The following is a 23482-nucleotide window of genomic DNA, read 5'->3' as shown; positions in this document are numbered from 1 at the left end:
TGTTAAAATTACAAATATGTTAATTTTCAATCATTTACCTGCAAAATAGCATCATATTCAAATCCTCTGCTTAAAAGATACTTAACAGTTTTTAACTTTTTTTGATAATCATTCAAGCCTTTTAATTTACTTTCATAATTTTCGTAAATCTTACGGATTATCTTTAAATAATCATTTTCATCAATTTCATCAGAACAGGAAGCAATTAGCTTATCATTAATTCCTTTTTGTTTTAAATGAATTCTGATTTTTGTTTTTCCCCAATTTTTCAGATAAAATTTCCCACGGATATAGCTTCGGGTGAACCGTTCTTCGTTCAGGTAGTTTTCTTGCATCAGGTACAGAAGGATTTCTTCCTTCGCTTCCGGGACCAAAACAAACTCCCGCATTTTCTGCTCTACCTCTGCGTGGCACCGGTCCTGGTAAACACAGTAATTGACCAGCTTCTGTTTTATCTCTTCAAATGTATACGATTTCTTCTCGGAGTTCATTTCTGATTTGATCTTGATAAGTACTTGAAATAATTTAATAATACGTTTTCGAATTTTAAAATTCTGAATGTAAATCCGACAGCAAAAAAGCCAATTGCTATCAGCTGCTTAGCGGGTCATTAAAATGGCTTTTACAAAAAAGAGGCACAAAATACTTTGAACCTCTTTCTGTTTTATGTTGAAAGCCAACAAGCAAAGGCTATCGGCCAAAAGCAATTTTTAATAGTTGAATAAGGCTTTACCTTCCATTAAATCATTCACTTTCTTTCTTACGGAAGTGATGACCTCTTCATTTTTGATGTTGTCTACCACTTCGGAGATAAATCCGGCAATCGTATCCATATCGTTTTCTTTCAGTCCTCTTGTGGTGATGGCTGCGGTACCCAATCTGATTCCTGATGTTGTAAACGGTGATTTATCATCAAACGGAACCATATTCTTGTTGCAGGTAATATCGGCCAATACCAATGCTTTCTCGGTTTCTTTACCGTTCACATTTTTATTTCTTAGGTCTACCAACATCAGGTGGTTATCTGTTCCACCGCTCACAATATCGAATCCTCTGTCGATCATCGCTTTGGCCAGAGCCTGGGCATTAGACTGTACCTGCTTGGCATACGTCATAAAGTGATCTTCAAGAGCTTCACCGAAAGCCACTGCTTTTCCGGCAATCACATGCTCCAGCGGGCCGCCCTGGATTCCCGGGAAAACAGCTCCGTCAAGAACCTGGCTCATCATTTTGATCTCGCCTTTCGGGGTTTTGTGACCGTATGTATTTTCAAAATCTTTCCCCATCATGATCATCCCTCCTCTCGGGCCTCTCAATGTCTTGTGAGTGGTCGTGGTTACCAGATGACAGTGCTCGAACGGGTTATTTAAAAGACCTTTGGCTACCAGACCTGCCGGGTGTGCAATATCTGCCCAAAGCGTAGCGCCGATTTCGTCTGCCACTTCTCTGAATTTTGCATAATCAAGATCCCTGGAATACGCTGAAAAACCTGCAATAAGCATTTTCGGTCTTTCTCTTAAAGCCACTTCCCTCATCTGATCGTAATCGATAAGACCGGTTTCCTGCTGAACCCCGTAAGAAACCACATCGTACTGGATCCCGGAAAAATTCACCGATGAACCGTGGGTAAGGTGTCCCCCCATCGAAAGGTCCATCCCCATAATTTTGTCACCGGGTTTCAAAACGGCAAGATAAATGGCTGCATTCGCCTGGGAACCGGAATGAGGCTGAACGTTCGCATATTCTATTCCGAAAAGCTCTTTCGCCCGGTTGATGGCAAGCGTTTCGACCTCATCTACCACTTCGCATCCTCCGTAATATCTTTTGCCGGGATATCCTTCGGCATATTTATTCGTCAGTACACTCCCAACGGCTTTCATCACATTTTCAGAAACAAAGTTTTCTGATGCAATCATTTCAATGCCATGGGTTTGTCTTTGTCTTTCTTTTTCAATCAGGTCGAAAATAATGTCCATTTTACTTTTAGTTTTAGAAATTTTTCATGCCAAAAGTACGAAATTTCCAGCGAGATTGAAGCATCCGGCTCAATGAATTTAGTGGCTACTGATTTTTATATTTTTGTTTTAAATAAAGGCTGGCTTTCACTAAAATAATAAGTACGGGAACTTCTACCAGCGGGCCGATAACTCCTACAAAGGCCTGTGCAGAATGAATTCCGAAAACGGCTATGCTTACTGCAATGGCGAGCTCAAAATTATTTCCCGTCGCCGTAAAAGCAACCGAAATATTTTTATCGTAAGGTACTTTCATCATTTTGTTAATGAAAAAACTGATAAAAAACATAAATACGAAATAAATAATCAACGGGATGGCAATTTTTACCACATCCATAGGCAGCTCCAGAATCTGGTCTCCTTTCAGACTGAACATCAGAACAATGGTAAACAATAAAGCATATAGGGTAACAGGCGAAATTGCCGGGATAAATTTTCTGTTGTACCACTCTTTTCCTTTGGATGAGATGAGAAGGTAGCGCGATAAGAAACCTGCTAAAAACGGAATTCCCAAATAAAGCAGTACACTTTCTGTAACTTCCCGTGTAGGTACGGAGATTCTGAAGTCTCCAAGACCTAACTTCAGAGGAAGTAGATTAATGAAAAGCCATGCAAAAAAACTGTAGGAGAATATTTGAAAAACACTGTTCAATGCCACCAGTAGGGCAGCATATTCCCTATTTCCCTTTGCAAGATCATTCCAGACAATTACCATAGCGATACATCTTGCCAATCCGATCAGGATCAGGCCGGTCATATAATCAGGTTCGTTTTTAAGGAATATAACCGCCAATACAAACATCAGGACCGGGCCGACAATCCAGTTTAAAACTAACGAAACCGAGATTACTTTTTTATCCGTAAAAACCTTCGGAAGCAGGCTGTAATCCACTTTTGCCAATGGAGGATACATCATGAGGATCAATCCTATTGCCAGAGGGATATTTGTGGTTCCGGAAGAAAATGATTTGGTAACTTCCGAAATTCCCGGAAAAAAACACCCTAATGAAACGCCGGCAGCCATTGCCAGAAAAATCCAGAGTGTCAGATAGCTGTCGGGAAATTTTAATTTAGGATTCATTTATAGTAATGATTTGAGAAAATACATAGAACATTTCGGAGGCAATTTCAAGACTCCTTTTTTCATAAATTTCCGTTTGCCGGAATGTGTGATCCGAAAATTTAGGATCTTCGAAAGTTACCGGAAATCTTTTTTCAGCTCCTGGAATGAATGGGCAGCCTTCGTCGGCGGAAGAGCAGGTCATTACAGCAGCAAAATTATGTACCGGATTAAACAGATCATCAAACTTCTTGGAAAAACCAACGACCGGTAAAGTATTTTCATCAAATTTTACCGCATATACAGGATTTTGCGATTCGCTTAATTTCCAGATCTCAAAACCTGCGTTCAAAAGGGTTTCCGCAATTTTGGGAAATAATGCGGTAACTTCCGTTCCTCCCGAATAGCACTGTATATCCGGAATGTGATAATAATTTGCGGCAACCTGTGCCCAGATCTGGCACAAATGGCTCCTCCGCGAATTGTGGGTACAGATGAAATTCAGACGTACTGCCTTTTTTCCGTCAACTTTATCCTGAATATAGTTAATTAAAGGTTTTAAAGCAATTTTTCGATCTTCAGCAATCTCCTGCTGCATGATCTTTCCGATGTAAAAAGATAATTTAGAATTCATAGTGTAAATTTACATCAGCAGCACCCAGAATTCGGGGAACATGAAATTACTTTTTTCCCCAGATCCTGTAAACTTATCTTTTCCTTTTCCGTGGGTATTCCACAGGCATCCTGAGCAAGACAGGCTGTTGCTTTGTTTTTCAGGATAAAATGTTTCCCGTTGAAATCGAGATCGTATTTTCCGATGGTCGTTTCCTGGTATTCCACTTCGATCTCAAGATCTTCAATTCCCAGCTTTTCTTCGGAGAGCTTGATAATATTAAGAAGTTTTCCCGGTTTCAGACGGTGTTCGGTATCGTCGGCATTCCAGAGCTGGAAATTTACTTTTTCTTCGTTTCTTACGGTTCCGCCGCAATCGATGAAATGTTTGCTTACCTTTCCGATTTCGGTCACGTGAAAATGTTCCGGAACAAAAGTTCCGTTTTCCAATTGAAATTCTACATTACTGAGTCCGGGAAGGATTTTCTTAATTTGTTCAAGGGTCATCTTATTTTTGTTTTAATTGCAATATCGCAATATTACGATAATTTAATTTAAATTTTTTTAACAGCAATTTTGTTTTTTAACGGCCGTAATTACGGTTGAGAAAAATGTATTCAGTACTTCAAAAGCTTTTTCATCGATACAATAGCAAATTGAATTGCCTTCAATATTTCCTTTGATCAAGCCTGCATTCTTTAGTTCTTTAAGGTGCTGGGACACGGTAGGCTGTGCCAGCGGAAGTTCATTCACAATATCACCGCATATACATTCGTTCACTTTCAGCAGATATTCGATGATGGCAATACGCGCCGGATGCCCCAATGCTTTTGCAATGGTTGCAATTTTGTTCTGCTGTCCGGTAAAGAAATCGGTTTTTGTTGCTCCCATATCTGAAACTATATCGCAATATTACGATAAATAATTTAGATTATAATTTTTTTATCAAAAAAACCTCCCGGAAAGCAGGAGGCAACAAAATAAATATATAGATGAAGTTTAAAAACTTTCTTCAGCGAGCTCCTTATTTACAATGGCTCCGGTTAAGTTTCCCTGAGCTACCGCATTCGCTACGGCACGCATCATGGTGGTATTGTCGCCACAGGCAAAGACGCCTTCCACATTGGTTTTATGGAAATGATCTATTTTGATGAATCCGTGTTCGGTGAGTTCCAATCCAAGTTCTTCCGTAGTGATATTCTGTTCAATAGGAATTTTTGCATACAATGCATCCAAAGGAACCCTTTCGCCGCCTTTCAGAATAACATGCCGGATCTGACCGTTTTCATGCTCAATATTCTCTATCTCCGTTTCTGTAATCACGATATTGTTCCTGCCGAATCTTTCCGTCTGCTCTTCGTTCAGCGTTGATTTGCCGTTGGTAAAAAGGGTAAGTTCTTTCGTTAAATTATAAACGATTTTCGAAAATTCAAAACCCATATCACCGTTAGACATAATTCCGGTTGTCTTTCCGTGGACTTCATATCCGTGGCAGTACGGACAGTGGATCACCGAAATTCCCCAGCACTCGGCAAATCCGGGAATATCCGGCATCAGGTCTTTCACACCGGAAGCCAGGATGAGTTTTTTGGCGTTGAATGATTCACCGCTTTCTGTCTGTACTTCAAAATTTTCAGACTGTTTTACCATTTTTGTTACGAAGCCTTCCTGAAACTCTACGGTTTTGTATTGTAACACCTGTTCTTTGGCTAGGCTGGAAATTTCTTTCGGTGTTTTTCCGTCGTGGGTAAGAAAATTATGCGAATGCGGCGTATTCCGGTTGCAGGGTTTTCCACTGTCTATGACTAAAACTTTCCGGAGGGATCTTCCTAAAGACATTCCTGCCGATAGCCCAGCATAGCTTCCTCCTATAATGATAACATCAAAATTGTTTTCCATAACTGTTTATTGGTAAAGATTAGTGCAAGTACTGCACCGTTCGTCTATGGCAAAGATAAAACAAAAATCATTAATGCAACAATGTTTCAATAATAAAATTATGTTTGATAGGCTGGAAGAGGGAAGCCGGATGCTGGAAGTTTCCCCATTTTAATATCATAGCCAATGATTTTAAGTATCGGATGATATTTATTTGTGAGTCTCTTAAGAGGAATTCTGCTTACTTCACTTTCCCTTTAATTGGTTGATAATTAAACATATGTTATGAAATTTACATTTCCACTGAAAATAAACCCGGAAATCTCATTCACTTAGATCGTTGAAGAAACGACCTTTTCCCTAGCCCTGATTGCAACGGCATCCTTTTTTGTCGCGGCCGGAACAGCGCGGAGGCCGTGACAAAAAAGATAGAGTGGAAAGCAGGAAAAAGCTCCTGAAAAACATTCTTATAAGACGAGCACTGATTCCATAAAAAAATCCCGGGAAAATCCCGGGATCACGTTTAAAGAAATGTATAGTGATTGTTTACTATTTTTTTGATTTGTCTTTTAATTCTTCTTTGTCTTTGTCAGACGGGTTCCATACTTTTACGTCCGCATTTTTATCAAGTCCTGCCAGGATCTGAACATTGATCCCGTCGCTGGCGCCCAATTTCACATATGCCTTTTTGAAACTGCCGTCTTTCTGTTTTACCTCAACAAAAGGAACGTCTTTTCCATTCTTTTTTTCATACTGGATCAGGGATTCGTCCAGCAGCAGGGCATTTTTCTGGGAATTCAGGACAATTTCGCCGTTGGCCGAGAAACCGGCTCTGATATATTCGTTGTTCGGGTTAAAAACATCGCCTTCTACCGGAAATTTGATGGTCCCGTTGTTGTCTTTCCCTTTCGGGGCGATCATCGTCAGCCTTCCCGGGAACATTTTATTCTGTAGGGCGCCGATCACGATATTCATATCCATTCCCTGCTTCAGCTTTCCGGCCTGCGCTTCATCGATCTCTCCCTGGAAGATCAGTGAATTAAGATCTGCAATGGAACAGATGGTGGTTCCTGCGTTGAAAGAGTTGGCTTCAATCACCTGGCTTCCTACTTTTACCGGCACATCAAGAACGGTTCCCGAAGCTTTGGAGCGGATCTGGGTGGTGGCCAGTCCCTGCAATTCAGGCGTGGAACCTGTTTTGGCGATCTGTAAGGCCTTTTGCGCTGTTACCAGCTGCTGCTGGGCATTTCTCAACGACTGCTGCATGGAGTACAGCTGCTGCTGGGCATTCAGGTATTCCTGCTTGGAAGCTACTCCCTGCTTATAAAGCCGTTCCTGCATATCAAACTGTTTTCGCATATTGTCGACGTTCAGTTTCGCATTGCTGATCTGAAGCTGCTGATTACTTACGTTCTGCTGGGCATTGTTCACCTCGGAAAGATTCGGAACGATTCTTACGGTCGCAATCAGCTGTCCTACTTCCACCTTATCACCTTCATCCACCAGGATTTTATCAATGATCCCCGCGATATTCGGCTTGATTTCAATTTCCTCTTTCGGAACGATCTTCCCCGTTGCCATTACCTTATCTTCCATATTCTGAACGGTAGGTTTACGGGTAAGGAAGGCCTCACTTTTTTTGGAGTTGGATTTTACCAGATATCCGATTCCTGCGAAGAGCGCCCCGGCAAATAAAAGCCCCAAGACTATATAAATGGCTTTTTTCCAGGTGAATTTCTTTTTCATATGTATAGTTTATTTCTTAAATATTAATTAAATATCAAATTATTCTGTTCTCAATGCTTCAATCGGCCTGATCTTAACGGCTCTCTGCGCAGGGATCAATCCGATAATGAGTCCTAAAACCACCATGACCGCCATTGCGGCAAAGACATTTCCGTAATTTACGGTAGGATTGTAGAACGGGAACGAGTCCTGTCCTTGGGTTAATATATCAAGGATCATCAGCACGAAAATCCCGAATATAAATCCGAGCAATCCTGAAGAAAGCGTGATGACGACACTTTCCAGGAGGATCTGGTTCCGTACCTCGGAAGGCTTCGCTCCCAATGCCCTGCGGATACCGATTTCTTTAGTTCTTTCCTTGACCGTAATCAAAAGGATGTTTGAAATCGCGATGACTCCTGCAAGGATGGTTAAAGTGCCTACAATAATGGTCAAAAGCTGCATACCCGTTAAAAAGCCGGTCAGTTTTTTGAATTCTTTTCCTAAATTGAAACTTCCGAAAGCATTGGTATCTTCCGGGGAAACCTTATTCTTGGATTTCAGTTCCAGCTTTACCTTTTCCTCTACAGAGTTTACATCCACATTCGGCTTACTTACAATGGCAAACATATCGATCTGGTCTGCCGCATTATACATTTTCGTATACGTGGAAAGCGGAATGAATACCGTCTGGTCATTCTCGAACCCTCCGTTTTTCTTGATCCTGAAAACACCGATCACATTGAAGAAAATCCCTTTGATGTTGATGGATTTGCCGAGCGGGTTTTCATTCTTTTTAGAATCGAAAAAGTTTTTGTAAATCTCTTCCCCGATAACTGCTACATTTTTGTTTCCTGAAACGTCGGCATCGTTGATGTATCTTCCGAAAATCAGTTTTTTCTCTGAAATTTTATTGCCTACCGGATAGTCGCCGGTTAAAGCATAGGTTCCGGTTTTTCCGTTTCTGGACATGGACTCTCCGGGTGTTCCGGTAAAGCTTCCCCGGGAATTCTGAGGGGAAATATAATCGATGTCCGGGATTTTCCTTTTCAGCATGTCGATATCTGGAAGGTGGAGATGTACCTGTCTTCCTTTCGGAAAACCTTCATACGGAATGGAGGTATTCTGTGCCCAGAGGAAAATAGAGTTGGTGGCAAAACCCGAAAACAGTTTATCGAAACCGTTCTCCATCCCTTTTGCCGCTCCCAGCAGACTTACATACAAAAACATACCCCATCCCACACCAATCATGGTAAGGAACGTCCGGAGCTTATTATTCCGCAACGAATAATAAATTTCCTGCCAAGTATCTTTTTTAAATATTATGTTCATTTTAAACTGTCAATCTTTTTAATATGATTAATTCCTGCGGGTTAATCCGCTCCGCTTGTCAATTTCTGCGAGTCAATGGTCAATTTTCATAAATCTAAAATTCACTTGCGAAGCAAAATTCACCATTCACTTTTAACTATTCTGTTCTCAACGCTTCGATCGGCTTAATTTTTGAGGCCCGGTACGCCGGAACAAAACCTGCGATCAGCCCGGAAAAGACCAATGCGATAAAGGCCGCTAAAATATGCCCCCATCCCACATTCGGATCTTTGATGAAATATTCCTCCAGGTTATTGCCGATGAGATACAAAGCCAGTACGCCCAGTCCGACCCCTACCAGTCCTGAAATGACGGTGATCACGACGCTTTCCTGAACGATCAGAGCGACAATGCTCCGCGGTTTTGCACCGATGGCTTTTCTTACCCCGATTTCTTTGGTTCTTTCCTTTACGATGTAGACCATGATGTTGCTGATCCCGATGATTCCCGCCAACAGGGTTCCCATTCCGATAAATCCTACGATCCCGGTAAGCACAGCCATGAAGGCAAACGTATCGTTCATGTTCTTGGCATTGTTCCAGACGCGCACTCCGTTTTCATCATCAGGAGCCACATTTTTTCTGGCTTTTAACCGATCCTTCAGCTCATCCCCGTATTTGATGGCCTGTTCCGGCGTCAGTTTTTCGTTGTAAGCGATATAATTGATGCTTACGGTATCGGAACCTTTTTTCATCTGCTGCAGGGTAGTGATCGGCACGGTAATATGCCTTTCGTCCCAGTCGCCGCCGTCATCCGAGAATACACCGACCACTTTGAACATGGTTCCGTTGATGTTCAGTTCTTTTCCTACCGGACTTCCGTTTTTAATCAGGTCACGCTGTACCATCCTACCAATCACAGCCACATTCTGTTTCCGTTCAAGATCGGTCGGGGTGAGATAACGGCCTTCGAGTACTTTACGGTTTTCGATCACCTGTTCTTCAGGTTTCGCCCCGTTGATCTGATAATTTCCGCTTTCCTTGCCGTATTTTACCAGTAAATTCGAGGTATATCTCGGCGTTGAGCTTCCTACGTTTTCTTTATCAATGTTTACCAGGAAATCGTAATCATCGTTGTTCATGGTTACCTGCCGGTCAGACTGAAGTCCGTTGTAAGCGATGGTGGTTTTTCCCGTCACAATAGAGATCAGGTTCTGGGCATCCCGCGCAAATCCCTGGGTAAAGGCGTTCTGCAGTCCGGAACCGATTCCGAAAAGGACAATGAAAATAAATAATCCCAACGCCACGGTAAAACCGGAAAGCACCGTCCGCAAAACATTGCTGCGGATCGAACTGAATATTTCCTGCCAACGGTCTAGATCAAACATATTTTTAAGCTTGAAGCGGGAAGCTGGATGAGGGAAGTCTCCATCTTTCCGCTGATTTAATTCTATTTATTATAACCCCCTTTCTCCCAGCACCCAGCATCCCGCCTTACAGCACATGCTGTTTAATAAACTCATCACTTTCAATAATGCCGTCGCGGAGGACGACGTTTCTTTTGGTCTGTGCGGCGACGTCGGGCTCGTGGGTAACGACGATGATGGTTTTCCCTTCATTGTTGATGTCCTGAAGAAGCTTCATGATGTCGTGGGTGGTTTTGGAGTCCAGCGCTCCGGTCGGTTCATCGGCCAGTACCACTTTTGGGTCGGTGATCAGTGCCCTGGCAATGGCCACCCTTTGCTTCTGCCCTCCGGAAAGCTCGTTGGGTAAGTGGTTTGCCCACTGCGCGAGCCCTACTTTTTCCAGGTATTCCATCGCTTTCTGGTTACGTTCTTTTCTCGGGACATTCTGGTAATACAACGGAAGGGCCACATTATCCAGAGCTGTTTTATAGCCGATCAGGTTGAAGGACTGGAAAATAAATCCCAGAAACCGGCTTCTGTATTCCGCCGCTTTCACTTCAGACAAATGTTCGATTGGCACGTTATCCAGCTCGTAGATCCCGGAATCTTTTTCATCGAGGATACCGATGATATTCAGCAGCGTGGATTTCCCGGAGCCGGAACTTCCCATGATGGAAACAAACTCGCCTTCGGAAATGCTAAGATTGATTCCCTTAAGTACATGCAGCCTGCTTTTTCCCGTATCGTACGATTTGTGTAAATCCTGAATTAGTAACATGAAGTGATGTTATGTTTTATACCCAATAAGTAGGCACTTTTTTTAATTTGTTACGGCGAGAGGAAATTTCTTTAGATAAATTAATGTTTAACACATTATCCTTTTATTCATAGTATTTTATATTTTTTTGTTTAATATGAAACCCGCAATATGCGTTATTTTTCCACGATAATGGTTTGTAAGTCAATATTTAAAGGCTTTCCGTGCAAATGTGGAAAACTTTTACTGTTAAAACTCAGCGAATTAGTGTTTTCCCCTTTCAATTACAGTTCTTGTTTTCTAACTTTGTACCTAGACGGTCCGGGAGCAGCACCGGTTTCGATTGTGAATAACTTTCAATTTTAAGAAATTAACATTCAGAAACTTGCTTACCACGAAGGACTTTTCCACACTGATCCGATTAATTAAATATAAAGACATTTTAACATGGGAGTTTTTGATAAGAGAGTAAGTTACAAGCCATTTGAATACCCTGAGGTGCTTCAGTTCGTAGAGGCGATCAACAAATCGTTCTGGGTACATTCCGAAGTGGATTTTACTGCAGATGTTCAGGATTTTCATTCGCAGCTGGAGCCGCATGAAAAACATGCTGTGAAAAATGCGCTTTTGGCGATCGCACAGATTGAGGTGTCTGTAAAGACCTTCTGGGGAAATTTATACACCCACCTTCCGAAGCCGGAATTCAACGGCTTGGGTTCTACGTTCGCAGAATGCGAGTTCCGTCATTCGGAAGCGTATTCCCGACTGCTTGAAGTGCTGGGATATAACGACGAGTTCCTTAACGTGGTGGAAATTCCTGCCGTAAAAAGCAGAATCGAGTTTTTGGGGAATGCCCTGAGACATGCCAATTCCGCAACGCCTAAAGAATATGTTTCGGCTTTATTGCTGTTCAGTATCCTGGTAGAAAACGTATCTCTTTTTTCTCAGTTTGCCATCATCCTTTCTTTCACGAGATTTAAAGGATTTATGAAAAACGTTTCCAACATTATTGCCTGGACTTCCGTAGATGAGCAGATCCATGCCAACGCCGGAATTTATTTAATCAACAAAATCAGAGAAGAGCAGCCGGATCTTTTAACCGACAGCGACATCGAAGACATTTATACGTTAGTGGATGAATCCATTGAAAGAGAAGGCGACATCCTGAGCTGGATCTTCGAACTGGGTGAAATCGACCACGTTTCTAAAGAAGACCTTTTGAATTTCATGAAATACCGTGTGGATGACAGCTTGAAGAAAATCAACATGCAGCCGAGATACAACATCACCGCCGATCAGTACAGGCCGATGGTTTGGTTCGAGGAAGAAGTTTTCGCCAATTCCATGGATGATTTCTTTGCAAAAAGACCGGTAGATTATACGAAGCACGATAAGAGTATTACGGCGAATGATTTGTTTTAAATAAAACAAATTTAGCACTGTCAAAACTTCTTATTCCGCAATGTCATGCTGAGCCTGTCGAAGCATTTGCCACACAATTTACTTTAATAATATAAAATCAAAATTCCTGAGCCTTAAAACCGTTCGGGAATTCGAAAATATACAACAACTATGGACGAACAGAACAACAACATATGGTGGCTCAATGAAGAGTCTGAGCAAATGCTGAACAGAGGCTATTTGCTGAAAGGGGAAACGGTAGACGGTGCTATCGACAGAATCACGACTGCGGCGGCAAAGCGCTTATACAAGCCGGAACTTCAGCCTGCGTTCAAGGAAATGATCACCAAAGGATGGATCAGTTTCTCATCGCCGGTCTGGGCCAATATGGGAACCCAGCGAGGGCTTCCTATTTCCTGCTTCAACGTCCATATTCCGGACAGCATCGAAGGCATCACCCACAAAATGGGGGAAGTGATCATGCAGACGAAGATCGGGGGCGGAACTTCAGGGTATTTCGGGGAACTCCGTAACCGTGGAACAGCGGTAACGGACAACGGGAAATCCTCAGGAGCCGTTTCTTTCATGAAACTTTTTGATACGGCCATGGATGTTGTTTCCCAGGGCGGTGTAAGAAGAGGGGCTTTTGCCGCTTACCTTGACATCGATCACGGGGATATTGAAGAATTTTTATCCATTAAAGATATCGGAAGCCCGATCCAGAACCTGTTTACGGGAATCTGCGTACCGGATTACTGGATGCAGGACATGATTGACGGCGATATGGACAAGCGTAAAATCTGGGCAAGAGTACTGGAAAGCCGCCAGCAGAAAGGCCTTCCTTATATCTTCTTTACGGATAACGTCAATAGAAACAAGCCTCAGGTATACAAAGATCTAGGACTGACAGTAAACGCCAGTAACCTGTGTTCTGAAATCATGCTTCCTTCTACAAGAGAAGAATCTTTCATCTGCTGTCTGTCTTCCATGAACCTGGAACTGTATGACGAATGGAAAGATACCGATGCGGTAAAACTGGCCATTTACTTCCTGGATGCCGTATTATCCGAATTTATTGATAAAACGGAAGGAAACTATTACCTTCAGGGGGCAAGAAACTTCGCAATGCGTCACAGAGCGTTAGGGTTAGGGGTTTTAGGATACCATTCTTACCTGCAGAAAAATATGATCCCTTTTGAAAGTTTTGAGGCGACCCAGTTCAATGCAAGGGCTTTCAGACGTATTAAAGAACAGGCGGAACAGGCTTCCAGAGAACTGGCCAATATCTACGGCGAGCCAGAACTGTTAAAAGGATACGGACTGAGAAATACCACGACGATGGCAATTGCTCCAACGACATCAAGTTCTGCGATCTTAGGCCAGACTTCTCCGGGAATCGAGCCGTTTGCATCCAATTATTACAAAGCGGGGCTTGCGAAAGGAAACTTCATGCGTAAAAATAAGTATCTGGCTAAATTGCTTGAAGCAAAAGGGCTTGACAACGAAGAAACCTGGAGAACCATCATGTTGAATCACGGTTCGGTACAACATTTGAAGGAACTAACAGATGAAGAAAAAGCGGTATTTAAAACCTTCAAGGAAATCTCCCCGATGGAGATCATTTCCCAGGCAGCCCAAAGACAGCAATATATCGACCAGGCACAGTCTCTGAATCTGCAGATTCCTTCTACAATGCCGGTGAAAGATGTAAATTATCTTTATATTGAGGCTTGGAAAAAAGGTGTAAAAACCCTTTATTATCAAAGAAGTTCTTCTGTTTCTAAAGAAATGATGGTAAATTTTGTTACCTGCACGGCTTGTGAAGCATAAGACTCCCAAATAATAAACAATACATATTCACTTCGGCACGCTTTTTAGCGTGCCTTTTTGTAACCGGATATAAATGAAGCAGCAAATAATTTTTCTACAGGTTTTATTTATATTTCTTTAGTGACCTAATTAAAAAACAGTAAATTATGAAATTCGGAAAAGTAGAAGATCCTTCAAAAATAGATTTTACCCTGCCTGAAGATGATCCGCGGACAAAAGAAATTGTGAGCCAAAATAAAAAAGGACTGGAGAATATTTCCGTCGGAGCTGCCAAATGGAACAAAACCGATATGAAGGGATTCTACCCGAAAGGGACAAAGGATGAACTGACCTACTACGCCACCCAGTTTAACTCCATTGAGCTGAACGGAACTTTTTACGGAATGCCGGCTCCGCAACAGATCCTGACCTGGAAAGATAAGACACCTGCAGATTTTAAATTTTTTCCGAAAATCACCAGTACAATTTCACACTACAGAAGGCTGATTGACGTAACAGACCAGGTCACCCAGTTTGCCACGTCCGTCCTGAATTTTGAAGAAAAGCTGGGTATGGCCTTTCTTCAGCTTCATGACAACTACCAGCCGAAAGATTACGGCAGGCTTGAAAAGTTTGTAAAAGAATGGCCGAAAGAAGTCCCGTTGGCCATCGAACTGCGAAATGCCGAATGGTACAACAATGATGAAATTTACAATACCGTCTGTGAGCTATTTGAAAAGTACGGTATTACCAATATTATTGTAGATACGCCCGGCAGAAGGGATATGCTTCACATGCGGCTTACCACGCCGAGTACCTTCATCCGGTACGTGGCAGCCGGTACGGAAATAGATTATACCCGTCTCGAAGAATGGGTACAACGGCTTACTTTATGGAAGAAAGAAGGACTGCAAAATATCTACTTTTTTGTTCATCAGGGCCTTGAAAAAGATTCCCCGCTTCTTTCCTCATATCTGATCAAAAAAATGAATGAAACCTGGAAAACAGACCTCCGAATCCCTAAAATGGCTACAGAAAATACCGGAACTTTATTTTAAGTATTAGCATTATTTAAAATTATTCGCATATTAGTGAAATAAAATATAAAGAAAAGAATAGTTTTAACAAAAATAATTCACTTTTTTATCTTAAAAAAAAATTCCGTACAATCCTGCGTTTACATTGTTATATTTAGTAAATTACAAAATACGACAAACCAAAAATGAATGTTAAATTATTTATTAAAACAATGGAAAAGGAAATTTGCAAGATAAGCATTACCAATAACTGGCTGGGCGATGAGTATACTTTTTATGAAGACAATAAAATAAAAAGAACATACGACAGCAACAGCCTGAGTTCCGACAAAACGGAATGGCTCGAACCCAAACAGATCAGTAAGCAGAATAAGGATAAGCTGATAAAGAATTGTCCTGAAGAATTCAAGGAAACGGTTATGCTGATTCTGGATTATCCTTAAATATCAGTATTCACCCGATAAAATATAATCCCGGTCTGTAAAAACAGCACCGGGATTTTTTATTTACGTTTTCTCATAAGCAATACCAGATTCAGGAACAGCAGCAGGAAGTCCAGTGTTACCCAAATGCCGACCTTTGTATTTTCATGGTTGTAGGCCTCCACCTGTTTTTTGGCAATTTCTGAAAGCTTTACACTCTGGTTGATATAATTGTTGACTTCGATAATCTGGTCAATATTCTTATTCGGAACGGAATGCTGGGAGAAATACACAAGATTCTTTTTCCCAAGGTACCCAACGATCCAGTATTCGTCGGATTTATCCATTCTCAGGTATTCGATCCTGTAATATTCGGAGCGGATATTGCCGATGTGTTTGGTTTCAATAGCTTTTCCGGCTTCAGGATCATTAAGATTAATGACATAAAAATCGATGGGCTGCGGAAGCTTGTTGATAACCTGTAACGCTACCGAATCCTGCACAATTCCTACCGAACTTCTTTTGATAAACCAATACGTGAAAAAAGAAATGGAAAAGACCAGCGTAAGAATCCTGAAAATCTTGGCCCATTCAGCACCCCTCCCCTTCTTGATCTTAAAAAGAATGAGAGAGAGAACCGATGCCCAGAAAATAAGCAAGACCATAAATACCATGCTGCAAAGATACTTATTTAAAAAGTTTTATCGGGAAAGCTAATCAACATTCCATTCTTTATAAAACTGATCCAGGAATTTCAGCATAAAATCGTGCCTTTCAGCAGCAATTTCCTTTCCTTTTTCCGTATTCATCAGATCTTTCAGCAGCAATAATTTTTCATAGAAATGATTAATGGTGGTTCCGTTCGATTTTTTGTATTCTTCTTTGGGCATATTCAGCTTAGGCTCCACCTTCGGGTCATACATCGGGTTGTTCTTAAAGCCACCGAAATTAAAGGTTCTCGCCACACCAATTGCTCCGATGGCATCGATCCTATCGGCATCCTGTACGATCTTAAGCTCTATGGGAAGATCTTTCGGAACATCGCCCCTGTTTTTAAATGAAATATTTTTAATGATGAACAGCACCTGTTCAATAGTTTTTTCATCGACATTCTGACGCTCAAGAAATTCTCTCGATACTTTTAGCGCAATGGTTTCATCCCCATTATGAAACTTAGGATCGGCAATATCGTGCAGCAGGGCAGCCAGCTCCACGATTTCCCGGCTGCAGGTTTCAGCTTCGGCAATTTTGTCAGACAGTTTCCATACCCTTTCGATGTGAAACCAGTCGTGTCCGGCTTCTGCGCCTTCCAATTTTTCTTTTACAAACTCTATCGTGTTTTCAATCAGCTTATTCATCTATAATCAATTCTTTTAAAATAATGTCCCAAAGGTTTTTATTGTAGCTTCTGAAAAAATTAACATGGCCTATTTCTCCCTGTTCAGATTCTGAAGTTCCAACCAATCTGTAGGTCGGTCTTAGGTTCGGATACGTATCGTTCAGCAGACTTTTTATCCCTTTTTCTGTTAACCATACATCGTCTTCCGCCCGGATCACCAAAACTTTCTGCGTCAGCTCTTTAGCATAATCAGCCGTTTTTTCCAGCAGCCGGTTGGTTGATTTTCTGTTTAAAATTAAGGTTCTCCAGTCAGATGCGCAATTTTTAGGGAGACTTTCTCCGAGTCCAAACCAATTTGCGGGAAAATATCCCAGCAATCCGGTGGTTACAGGCTGAACAATGCCGAATCCCAGAAGGGCTTCAATCTTTGTCCTGAACCTTAAATTCCCGATGAAAGCATTCTGTGTCCCCACGAAAACGAATTTGTCAAATATTTCAGAATCTTCATTCATACCCAGAATCAACGCTCCTACAGAATGGCCCAGACAATATTTTTGGTGATCCTTAAAATGTGTTTCTATATAATCTGTAAGTGTTTTATAATCTGCCGAGCCCCAAATTCTCATGGAAGCTTGGAAACCTTTCATACGGGAAGGCTTGGAAAGACCTATCCCGCGATAATCATACGTAATTACGGTAAATCCCTGTTCTGAAAAATAGCTGGCAAATGAAAAATACAGCTGCTGCTTCACACCTGTCGCCGAATTAATCAGCAGCAATTTGCTATTGCCGGTTTCAGGTATAAAAAGATGGGCAGTGATGGAAAACTGATCAGACGTTAAAAGGCGAAGCTCTTTCATAGGTAAAAAAAAATTCCATTATAAAAATGGAATTTTTAACTTTTATTTTTAGGCTTTGCCATGTCTTTCGATATGCAACAAATAGTTTAAAGGAAATCTGAAACTCTCGGAAGCCCGGTTTGTGAACCTTTTTTAGAAGAAACCCTGGCAGACACTTCGTTTCCGAATTTCACACAGTCTTCGATAGGGTTTTTATGGCATAAAGCGATTGCGAATCCTGCCGTAAAAGCGTCCCCCATACCCATTTTATAAACGGTTTTATCCTTGTCATTCCTGCAATATTTCATTTCGGTACCGTCAAAATAAACCGTGGAATTGATGTCGTCTCTCACGAAAACTTTATTAAAATATTTTTTCAGGATTTCTTCCCGCCGCTCTTCACCGAAAACGATGTGGAGCTCAGTACTTTTCACAACGATAAAATCTACATTGTCAAGAATTTCAGTGCTTAAATGCTGTGCCGGGGAAGCATATAATCCTACTTGTTTATTATACTTTCTGGCTTTTCGTATGGTATATTCAACAACTCTCATGGAAACTTCCAGCTGAAGAAGGACAAGGTCTGCCGTATGAAAATATTTGTCGGCAGCTTCCACATGTTCAATGCTTAAATAATTGTTGGCCGCAGGAACCACCACAATAGCAGAGTTTCCTTCTGACGTAGTCACATAAGCCGTTCCTGTAGCTTCCTGGTCGGTTTCAAAGACAAACCCGACATTTACGCCTTCATTCACCATGTTTCTCATGATCTGCTGGCCAAGAGGATCCATCCCTACACAACCTACGAAGTATACACTTGCTCCCAGCCTAGCGGCAGCAACGGCCTGGTTGGAACCTTTTCCTCCGAAAAAGCTTTCGGAATTATAGGCCATTACCGTTTCATTCTGGCAGGGAACTTTTTCAGTTTCTAAAATAAGATCTATCGAAGAGCTTCCTACGACGATGATTTTCGGCTGTTCTGAGGCAAAATTCATTGTGTTTTATATTAACTTATATTATTGAGTGGTTATAACAAATTTATCATCCCGCAGCTGTGGGTCAAAATAATTAACTTTTATTAACTAATTTCGATAAATTCATTAACGATTTTTACCGGTGAATTATTCTGATCATAGGCAATATAGCTTGCGTAAAATCCTTCACCATATCCTGTTTCAAACGCAAAAATGGTTCCAGGATGCTGTTCTGAAGGTTTTAAGAAAGCAAACTGATCGATGGCTCCGTTTTCATCAAAAAAATATTCATGGAAAAATTCTTCATAAATCCCCATAAAGTCTACGCCTTTACTTCGGTAAAGTCTCTGCTCCAGATCATTCAGGCTGTTCTGGGTATCTGCATCCATAAAGCATCCCATCCCGCTTTCCACAGGATATCCGAAAACTTCTCCTTCTGCAAGGTCTTTTACATTCTGTCCTTCCGTTACGGCCAGTTTCCAGTCTGCCACCTCTTCATTGCTGAAAATGATTTCGGCGTACGCCACACAGTTGCTTTCCCGCTCTTTATGCAGTAAAACAGAAAAATCTCCTTTTGGGAATTTCGTGGTAAACGGGAGCATATCGTTTGTAATTACCGGATCACAGGCTACAAGCTTCCCGCTGGACAGATAAATTTTACCCACTTCGAAGCTTTCCAGCAAAGGGTTTTCTACGAAGTTTTTAGAGAAGAGTTTTTTTATATTTTCTATATGTGTCATTTTAATTTAATTAATCTTCGTCATCTGAAATGACGGTTATTTTGGATACAGGTTTTAATTTCCGGCAACATATGAACTAAAAGCTGTTACCAACTGCTGTTTTCTGTGGAAATTTTAAACAGACCTTCTTTATAGGGCTGGGCAATCTGCTTCAGCCTGCTTTCCAAAACTTCCCAACTTTCTTCGGAATAGGAAAGTAAAACAGCATTTAATTCCGCTTTGTTATTATTCACATATTCCACAGGAACCGGAAAAAAATCGCTCCAATGTGGGGTACAGCTTGAAGTCCCCTCGTAAAGGGCTATGGTTCCGATCCTATCGTTCAGCCGGCCTTTTCCTTTGTAGGGAATGATTTTTACCACCGGATAATTTCCGGCAAAACCTTTTGAGAGATTGGCTGCTACGGCAACCAGCTTAGGATTTTCCGAAACCACGATACCGCCATTGGAATCCCCAAAAGCAAAATGCTCCTGTTTTCTTCTCCAATATAAATAATTTATCACGAAAAAGATTATAGAAGGAAGTGCTCCCCACAGCAGAGAAACCTGAAAAACAAAAACCAATGAAACCAACAGAGGGATTAACAGCAAAACTGATTTGCGCATGTGCCTCATCAGTACGAAAGGCATGATCCTCACTCTTCCCGGATTGGAAGCGACGGTATCACTATCCAGTGTGAAAATACCTCTGTCGTCGTCTTTCATGTTATGCTAAGCTTTATAATTAAAGGCTTTTCAGCTTTTCTTCAAGGATCGCAATCTTATCCATTGCATCTTTCTGTTTTTTACGCTCCACTTCTACGATTTCGGGCTTTGCATTGGCCACAAACTTTTCGTTGGAAAGCTTTTTGTCCACGGAGATCAGGAAACCTTTTAAATATTTCAGTTCTTCTTCGGTCTTTTTCTTTTCTTCTTCCAAGTCTAAATTTTCACTTAGTGGAATTGAAATTTCCGTGGCCCCTATCAGGAAGGTAAAGCTCGGTTTATCCGTTTTTGTTGCAAAATGAATTTCCGAAACATTTGCCAGTTTACGGATAACTGCTTCATTGGTAAACTCTGTTGCACTTGTATAAATTTCAGCCGCTTCTCTTGGGGAAATCCCTTTGGTCTGGCGGTAGTTTCTTACACCGGAAATCAGTTCCGATGCTGTTTCAAAGTTTTTAATAATGGTTTCATCGAATGCTTCCGCTTTTTTCTGCTGCGCGATAATTAGAGCCTCATCAATATTTCTCTCTGAAATCGTCTGCCATAATTCCTCCGTTAAGAAAGGCATAAACGGATGAAGCAGCTTCATTAATTCTTCAAAAAGTTCTACTGTTTTATTGTAAACTTCTCTGGAAATCCCTTCCCCGAAATTTGGCTTGATGGCTTCAAGATACCAGGAGCAGAAATCATCCCAGATCAGCTTATAGATTAAATGCAAGGCATCGGAAATCCTGAATTTATCAAACTGATCATTAATGTCAGCAATTGTTTTATTCAATTTATTTTCAAACCATTCGATAGCCTGGATTTCTGCCGCGTTTGCCGGTTTATCTTCATGATTCCACATATTGATCAAACGGAATGCACTCCAGATCTTAGACATAAAGTTTCTTCCCTGCAGCATAAGATCTTCATCAAAAAGGAGATCGTTTCCGGCTGCAGAACTTAATAAAATTCCTACACGAACGCCATCTGCTCCGTATTTATCCATCAGTTCCAGCGGATCCGGAGAGTTTCCCAGCGATTTTGACATCTTTCTTCGCTGCTTATCCCTTACAATACCCGTAAAATAAACATTTTTGAACGGAACTTCCTTTCTGTATTCCAAGCCGGCCATGATCATCCGGGCTACCCAGAAGAAAATAATATCCGGACCGGTTACCAGATCAGAGGTAGGATAATAGTAATTGATGTCCTTATTTTCAGGATCAAGCAGTCCGTCAAAAACCGACATCGGCCACAGCCATGAAGAGAACCAGGTATCCAACGCATCTTCATCCTGTTCAAGGTTTCCGGCAGTCAGCTGATCGTTATTGGTTTTTTGTTTTGCCAATTCCAATGCTTCTTCTATGGTTTCAGCTACTACGAAATCATTTTCGCCATCACCATAATAAAACGCAGGAATTTGCTGTCCCCACCAAAGCTGGCGGGAAATGTTCCAGTCGCGGATGTTTTCCATCCAGTATTTATAGGTATTCTTAAACTTTTCAGGATAGAATTTCACCTCATCATCCATTACAACATCCAGGGCCGGCTTTGCAATTTCAGACATTTTAAGGAACCACTGAACCGAAACTTTAGGTTCGATTACCGCACCGGTTCTTTCGGACGTTCCCACTTTATTTACATAGTCTTCCGCTTTAAGCAACAGATCTTTTTCTTGCAGCTCCTTCGCGATCTGCTTTCTTACCTCGAACCTGTTTTTTCCGGCGTAGTGTAATCCGTGATCATTCAGGTTTCCATCGTCATCCAGCGCATCAATCATCGGCAGACTATGCTTCTGCCCGATTTCGTAGTCATTTACGTCGTGTGCCGGAGTAATTTTCAAAGCTCCTGTCCCGAATTCGATATCCACATATTCGTCTTCGATAATCGGAATTACCCTGTTGACGATCGGCACGATTACTTTTTTACCTTTCAGGTGGGCATATCTTTCATCATTCGGGTTGATACAGATCGCTGTATCGCCAAAAATGGTTTCAGGACGCGTAGTAGCTACCGAGAGGAATTCCTCCGAACCTTCAACGGCATATTTCAGGAAATATAATTTTCCGTTCTGTTCCTTGAAGATTACTTCTTCATCGGAAATATTGGTCTTGGCTTCAGGATCCCAGTTTACCATTCGGTACCCGCGGTAGATCAGTCCTTTGTTATAGAGATCCACAAAAGATTTGATCACCTGTTGGGAGAGCTTCGGTTCCATAGTGAAACGGGTTCTGTCCCAATCACACGAACAGCCCAGCTTTTTCAGCTGCTCCAGGATGGTTCCGCCGTATTTATCGGTCCAGTCCCAGGCATGCTTCAGGAATTCTTCTCGGGTGATATCAGACTTGCTGACCCCTTCTGATTTCAGTTTGGCAACGACTTTCGCTTCCGTAGCAATGGAAGCGTGATCTGTTCCCGGCACCCAGCAGGCATTGAAGCCCTGCATTCTCGCACGACGGACCAGAACATCCTGAATGGTATTGTTAAGCATGTGCCCCATGTGCAAAATCCCCGTTACGTTCGGCGGAGGGATTACAACAGTGTACGGCGGCTTATCATTCGGTTCTGAATGGAAGTATTTGTTTTCCAACCAGTAATTGTACCACTTTTGTTCTGTTTCCTGTGGATTGTACTTTTCTGAAATCTGCATAAATTCTGTTTCTTTACTTTACAATTTGCAAAAATAGTCTAAAGAAAAAAAATTTTAAGTATGAATTAAAATAATTTTTAACTTTGTTACCGAAATTTATCTAACAACATATTTAACATTCAAGAATATGAAAAAATTAATCGCAGGAATTGCATTATTCGGAACATTCGCTCTTGCATCTGCACAAACGATTACATTTGACAAGACTACGTACGATTACGGTACGGTAAAGCCAAATTCAGATGGTATCAGATTTTTCACCGTAACCAATACCGGTGATAAGCCTCTGATCCTTTCAAATGTAAAGGCATCTTGCGGATGTACGACTCCGGAATTCAGCCAGGATCCGATTATGCCGAAAAAATCTGCTAAAATCAAGGTAGGATATAATACAGGAATCAACGGTGGTTTCAACAAGATGATCGAAGTATTCTCCAACGACCCTGTGAACAGCAGAAGTGTAATCTACATCAAAGGAAACGTAGATCCGAATGCTCCTGAACCAAAGCCATTAACGCCTGAAGAGCTAAAGGCTAAGGAAAAAGCTGAGAAAGCTGAAGCTAAGGCTGCCGCTAAAGCTGCAAAAAAAGCTGCCAAAGCTGCTGCAAAATAGTTATATTTCTACTCAAAATAAAGAAACCGTCTCCTAAAGAGGCGGTTTTTTTATTGTTACAAATTAATTATTAAAAATAACATAATCGTAATGGTTTTAGCCTAAAATATTAATTAATAATTAAATACCACTTACTTTTATTCTACAAAAAGTGATTTATTTATAACAAGTATAAATTATACCAATTATGTATATACAATAGTCTA

23 protein-coding genes are annotated in these 23482 nt (G+C 41.3%); 5 read left to right on the top strand and 18 right to left on the bottom strand.

Annotation, left to right across the window (positions count from 1 at the left end):
- Positions 1-26 precede the first annotated feature (26 nt).
- The 11 genes from ACED20_RS15435 to ACED20_RS15385 form a co-directional block, all read right to left on the bottom strand.
- The gene (locus ACED20_RS15435) at positions 27-491 is read right to left on the bottom strand and encodes a regulatory protein RecX (RefSeq protein ID WP_378105577.1); all 465 of its coding nucleotides are present in this window, start codon (positions 489-491) and stop codon (positions 27-29) included.
- A 219-nt stretch (positions 492-710) separates the two neighbouring features.
- Positions 711-1976, bottom strand: coding sequence for a serine hydroxymethyltransferase (gene glyA / locus ACED20_RS15430; RefSeq protein ID WP_294240643.1), 1266 nt, complete (start codon positions 1974-1976; stop codon positions 711-713).
- An 85-nt stretch (positions 1977-2061) separates the two neighbouring features.
- A complete protein-coding gene (gene arsB / locus ACED20_RS15425) occupies positions 2062-3096 on the bottom strand; it encodes an ACR3 family arsenite efflux transporter (protein WP_378105573.1) in 1035 nt (344 codons plus the stop codon).
- Positions 3086-3709 (bottom strand): low molecular weight phosphatase family protein, encoded by a 624-nt coding sequence (locus tag ACED20_RS15420; RefSeq protein ID WP_294238785.1) that lies wholly within the window; start codon positions 3707-3709, stop codon positions 3086-3088. Before ACED20_RS15420 ends, arsB begins: the two co-directional genes overlap by 11 nt.
- 14 nt (positions 3710-3723) lie before the next feature.
- Complete coding sequence (locus ACED20_RS15415) at positions 3724-4194, bottom strand: DUF6428 family protein (RefSeq protein ID WP_294238788.1); 471 nt, start codon at positions 4192-4194, stop codon at positions 3724-3726.
- 57 nt (positions 4195-4251) lie between these two features.
- Entirely contained in the window at positions 4252-4578 is a 327-nt protein-coding gene (locus ACED20_RS15410) for an ArsR/SmtB family transcription factor (protein ID WP_378105570.1), read from the bottom strand.
- Between the two features lie 108 nt (positions 4579-4686).
- On the bottom strand, positions 4687-5586 hold the full coding sequence (locus ACED20_RS15405; RefSeq protein ID WP_378105567.1) for an NAD(P)/FAD-dependent oxidoreductase: 900 nt from the start codon (positions 5584-5586) through the stop codon (positions 4687-4689).
- A 528-nt stretch (positions 5587-6114) separates the two neighbouring features.
- The gene (locus ACED20_RS15400) at positions 6115-7311 is read right to left on the bottom strand and encodes an efflux RND transporter periplasmic adaptor subunit (RefSeq protein ID WP_294238797.1); all 1197 of its coding nucleotides are present in this window, start codon (positions 7309-7311) and stop codon (positions 6115-6117) included.
- A 39-nt stretch (positions 7312-7350) separates the two neighbouring features.
- On the bottom strand, positions 7351-8622 hold the full coding sequence (locus ACED20_RS15395) for an ABC transporter permease (RefSeq protein WP_294200472.1): 1272 nt from the start codon (positions 8620-8622) through the stop codon (positions 7351-7353).
- A 136-nt stretch (positions 8623-8758) separates the two neighbouring features.
- The gene (locus tag ACED20_RS15390; protein WP_294200471.1) at positions 8759-9988 is read right to left on the bottom strand and encodes an ABC transporter permease; all 1230 of its coding nucleotides are present in this window, start codon (positions 9986-9988) and stop codon (positions 8759-8761) included.
- 106 nt (positions 9989-10094) lie between these two features.
- Complete coding sequence (locus ACED20_RS15385; protein ID WP_294200470.1) at positions 10095-10784, bottom strand: ABC transporter ATP-binding protein; 690 nt, start codon at positions 10782-10784, stop codon at positions 10095-10097.
- Positions 10785-11210: 426 nt separating this feature from the next.
- Between ACED20_RS15385 and ACED20_RS15380 the strand changes: the two genes are divergently transcribed.
- From ACED20_RS15380 to ACED20_RS15365, 4 genes are all read left to right on the top strand, one after another.
- Positions 11211-12185 carry a ribonucleotide-diphosphate reductase subunit beta gene (locus tag ACED20_RS15380; protein ID WP_294200469.1) on the top strand — a complete coding sequence of 325 codons (975 nt, stop codon included), beginning with the start codon at positions 11211-11213 and terminating at the stop codon, positions 12183-12185.
- Positions 12186-12335: 150 nt separating this feature from the next.
- Positions 12336-13994 carry a ribonucleoside-diphosphate reductase subunit alpha gene (locus tag ACED20_RS15375; protein WP_294200468.1) on the top strand — a complete coding sequence of 553 codons (1659 nt, stop codon included), beginning with the start codon at positions 12336-12338 and terminating at the stop codon, positions 13992-13994.
- A 146-nt stretch (positions 13995-14140) separates the two neighbouring features.
- A complete protein-coding gene (locus tag ACED20_RS15370; RefSeq protein WP_345766402.1) occupies positions 14141-15031 on the top strand; it encodes a DUF72 domain-containing protein in 891 nt (296 codons plus the stop codon).
- 191 nt (positions 15032-15222) lie between these two features.
- A complete protein-coding gene (locus tag ACED20_RS15365; RefSeq protein WP_294200465.1) occupies positions 15223-15453 on the top strand; it encodes a hypothetical protein in 231 nt (76 codons plus the stop codon).
- Positions 15454-15512: 59 nt separating this feature from the next.
- Here ACED20_RS15365 and ACED20_RS15360 read toward each other — a convergent pair whose 3' ends face one another.
- From ACED20_RS15360 to ACED20_RS15330, 7 genes are all read right to left on the bottom strand, one after another.
- On the bottom strand, positions 15513-16106 hold the full coding sequence (locus tag ACED20_RS15360; RefSeq protein ID WP_294231033.1) for a hypothetical protein: 594 nt from the start codon (positions 16104-16106) through the stop codon (positions 15513-15515).
- A gap of 39 nt (positions 16107-16145) precedes the next feature.
- Positions 16146-16790 (bottom strand): HD domain-containing protein, encoded by a 645-nt coding sequence (locus ACED20_RS15355; protein ID WP_345766404.1) that lies wholly within the window; start codon positions 16788-16790, stop codon positions 16146-16148.
- Positions 16783-17631 (bottom strand): alpha/beta fold hydrolase, encoded by an 849-nt coding sequence (locus ACED20_RS15350; RefSeq protein WP_378105561.1) that lies wholly within the window; start codon positions 17629-17631, stop codon positions 16783-16785. Before ACED20_RS15350 ends, ACED20_RS15355 begins: the two co-directional genes overlap by 8 nt.
- 86 nt (positions 17632-17717) lie before the next feature.
- Entirely contained in the window at positions 17718-18605 is an 888-nt protein-coding gene (locus ACED20_RS15345; RefSeq protein WP_294238831.1) for a ribokinase, read from the bottom strand.
- Positions 18606-18688: 83 nt separating this feature from the next.
- Complete coding sequence (locus ACED20_RS15340) at positions 18689-19324, bottom strand: DUF4241 domain-containing protein (RefSeq protein WP_294238834.1); 636 nt, start codon at positions 19322-19324, stop codon at positions 18689-18691.
- A gap of 86 nt (positions 19325-19410) precedes the next feature.
- Entirely contained in the window at positions 19411-20028 is a 618-nt protein-coding gene (locus ACED20_RS15335; RefSeq protein WP_378105559.1) for a hypothetical protein, read from the bottom strand.
- A gap of 19 nt (positions 20029-20047) precedes the next feature.
- Positions 20048-22663, bottom strand: coding sequence for a valine--tRNA ligase (locus tag ACED20_RS15330; RefSeq protein ID WP_378105556.1), 2616 nt, complete (start codon positions 22661-22663; stop codon positions 20048-20050).
- A 127-nt stretch (positions 22664-22790) separates the two neighbouring features.
- Between ACED20_RS15330 and ACED20_RS15325 the strand changes: the two genes are divergently transcribed.
- Entirely contained in the window at positions 22791-23276 is a 486-nt protein-coding gene (locus ACED20_RS15325; protein WP_294225392.1) for a DUF1573 domain-containing protein, read from the top strand.
- The last annotated feature ends 206 nt before the right edge of the window (positions 23277-23482 follow it).

Source organism: Chryseobacterium sp. sg2396, assembly GCF_042610505.1.
Lineage (GTDB): Bacteria > Bacteroidota > Bacteroidia > Flavobacteriales > Weeksellaceae > Chryseobacterium.
The sequence above is the reverse complement of the archived record's forward strand: the minus strand, read 5'-3'. Positions and strand labels throughout refer to the sequence as shown.

Coding starts and splice junctions, on each gene's coding strand:
- ACED20_RS15335 (WP_378105559.1), bottom strand. CDS start 20,028: ATGAAAGACGACGACAGAGGTATTTTCACACTGGATAGTGATACCGTC.
- ACED20_RS15435 (WP_378105577.1), bottom strand. CDS start 491: ATGAACTCCGAGAAGAAATCGTATACATTTGAAGAGATAAAACAGAAG.
- ACED20_RS15345 (WP_294238831.1), bottom strand. CDS start 18,605: ATGAATTTTGCCTCAGAACAGCCGAAAATCATCGTCGTAGGAAGCTCT.
- arsB (WP_378105573.1), bottom strand. CDS start 3,096: ATGAATCCTAAATTAAAATTTCCCGACAGCTATCTGACACTCTGGATT.
- ACED20_RS15420 (WP_294238785.1), bottom strand. CDS start 3,709: ATGAATTCTAAATTATCTTTTTACATCGGAAAGATCATGCAGCAGGAG.
- ACED20_RS15350 (WP_378105561.1), bottom strand. CDS start 17,631: ATGAAAGAGCTTCGCCTTTTAACGTCTGATCAGTTTTCCATCACTGCC.
- ACED20_RS15360 (WP_294231033.1), bottom strand. CDS start 16,106: ATGGTATTTATGGTCTTGCTTATTTTCTGGGCATCGGTTCTCTCTCTC.
- ACED20_RS15415 (WP_294238788.1), bottom strand. CDS start 4,194: ATGACCCTTGAACAAATTAAGAAAATCCTTCCCGGACTCAGTAATGTA.
- ACED20_RS15330 (WP_378105556.1), bottom strand. CDS start 22,663: ATGCAGATTTCAGAAAAGTACAATCCACAGGAAACAGAACAAAAGTGG.
- ACED20_RS15405 (WP_378105567.1), bottom strand. CDS start 5,586: ATGGAAAACAATTTTGATGTTATCATTATAGGAGGAAGCTATGCTGGG.
- ACED20_RS15380 (WP_294200469.1), top strand. CDS start 11,211: ATGGGAGTTTTTGATAAGAGAGTAAGTTACAAGCCATTTGAATACCCT.
- ACED20_RS15365 (WP_294200465.1), top strand. CDS start 15,223: ATGGAAAAGGAAATTTGCAAGATAAGCATTACCAATAACTGGCTGGGC.
- ACED20_RS15375 (WP_294200468.1), top strand. CDS start 12,336: ATGGACGAACAGAACAACAACATATGGTGGCTCAATGAAGAGTCTGAG.
- ACED20_RS15385 (WP_294200470.1), bottom strand. CDS start 10,784: ATGTTACTAATTCAGGATTTACACAAATCGTACGATACGGGAAAAAGC.
- ACED20_RS15395 (WP_294200472.1), bottom strand. CDS start 8,622: ATGAACATAATATTTAAAAAAGATACTTGGCAGGAAATTTATTATTCG.
- ACED20_RS15400 (WP_294238797.1), bottom strand. CDS start 7,311: ATGAAAAAGAAATTCACCTGGAAAAAAGCCATTTATATAGTCTTGGGG.
- ACED20_RS15355 (WP_345766404.1), bottom strand. CDS start 16,790: ATGAATAAGCTGATTGAAAACACGATAGAGTTTGTAAAAGAAAAATTG.
- ACED20_RS15390 (WP_294200471.1), bottom strand. CDS start 9,988: ATGTTTGATCTAGACCGTTGGCAGGAAATATTCAGTTCGATCCGCAGC.
- ACED20_RS15370 (WP_345766402.1), top strand. CDS start 14,141: ATGAAATTCGGAAAAGTAGAAGATCCTTCAAAAATAGATTTTACCCTG.
- ACED20_RS15410 (WP_378105570.1), bottom strand. CDS start 4,578: ATGGGAGCAACAAAAACCGATTTCTTTACCGGACAGCAGAACAAAATT.
- ACED20_RS15340 (WP_294238834.1), bottom strand. CDS start 19,324: ATGACACATATAGAAAATATAAAAAAACTCTTCTCTAAAAACTTCGTA.
- ACED20_RS15325 (WP_294225392.1), top strand. CDS start 22,791: ATGAAAAAATTAATCGCAGGAATTGCATTATTCGGAACATTCGCTCTT.
- glyA (WP_294240643.1), bottom strand. CDS start 1,976: ATGGACATTATTTTCGACCTGATTGAAAAAGAAAGACAAAGACAAACC.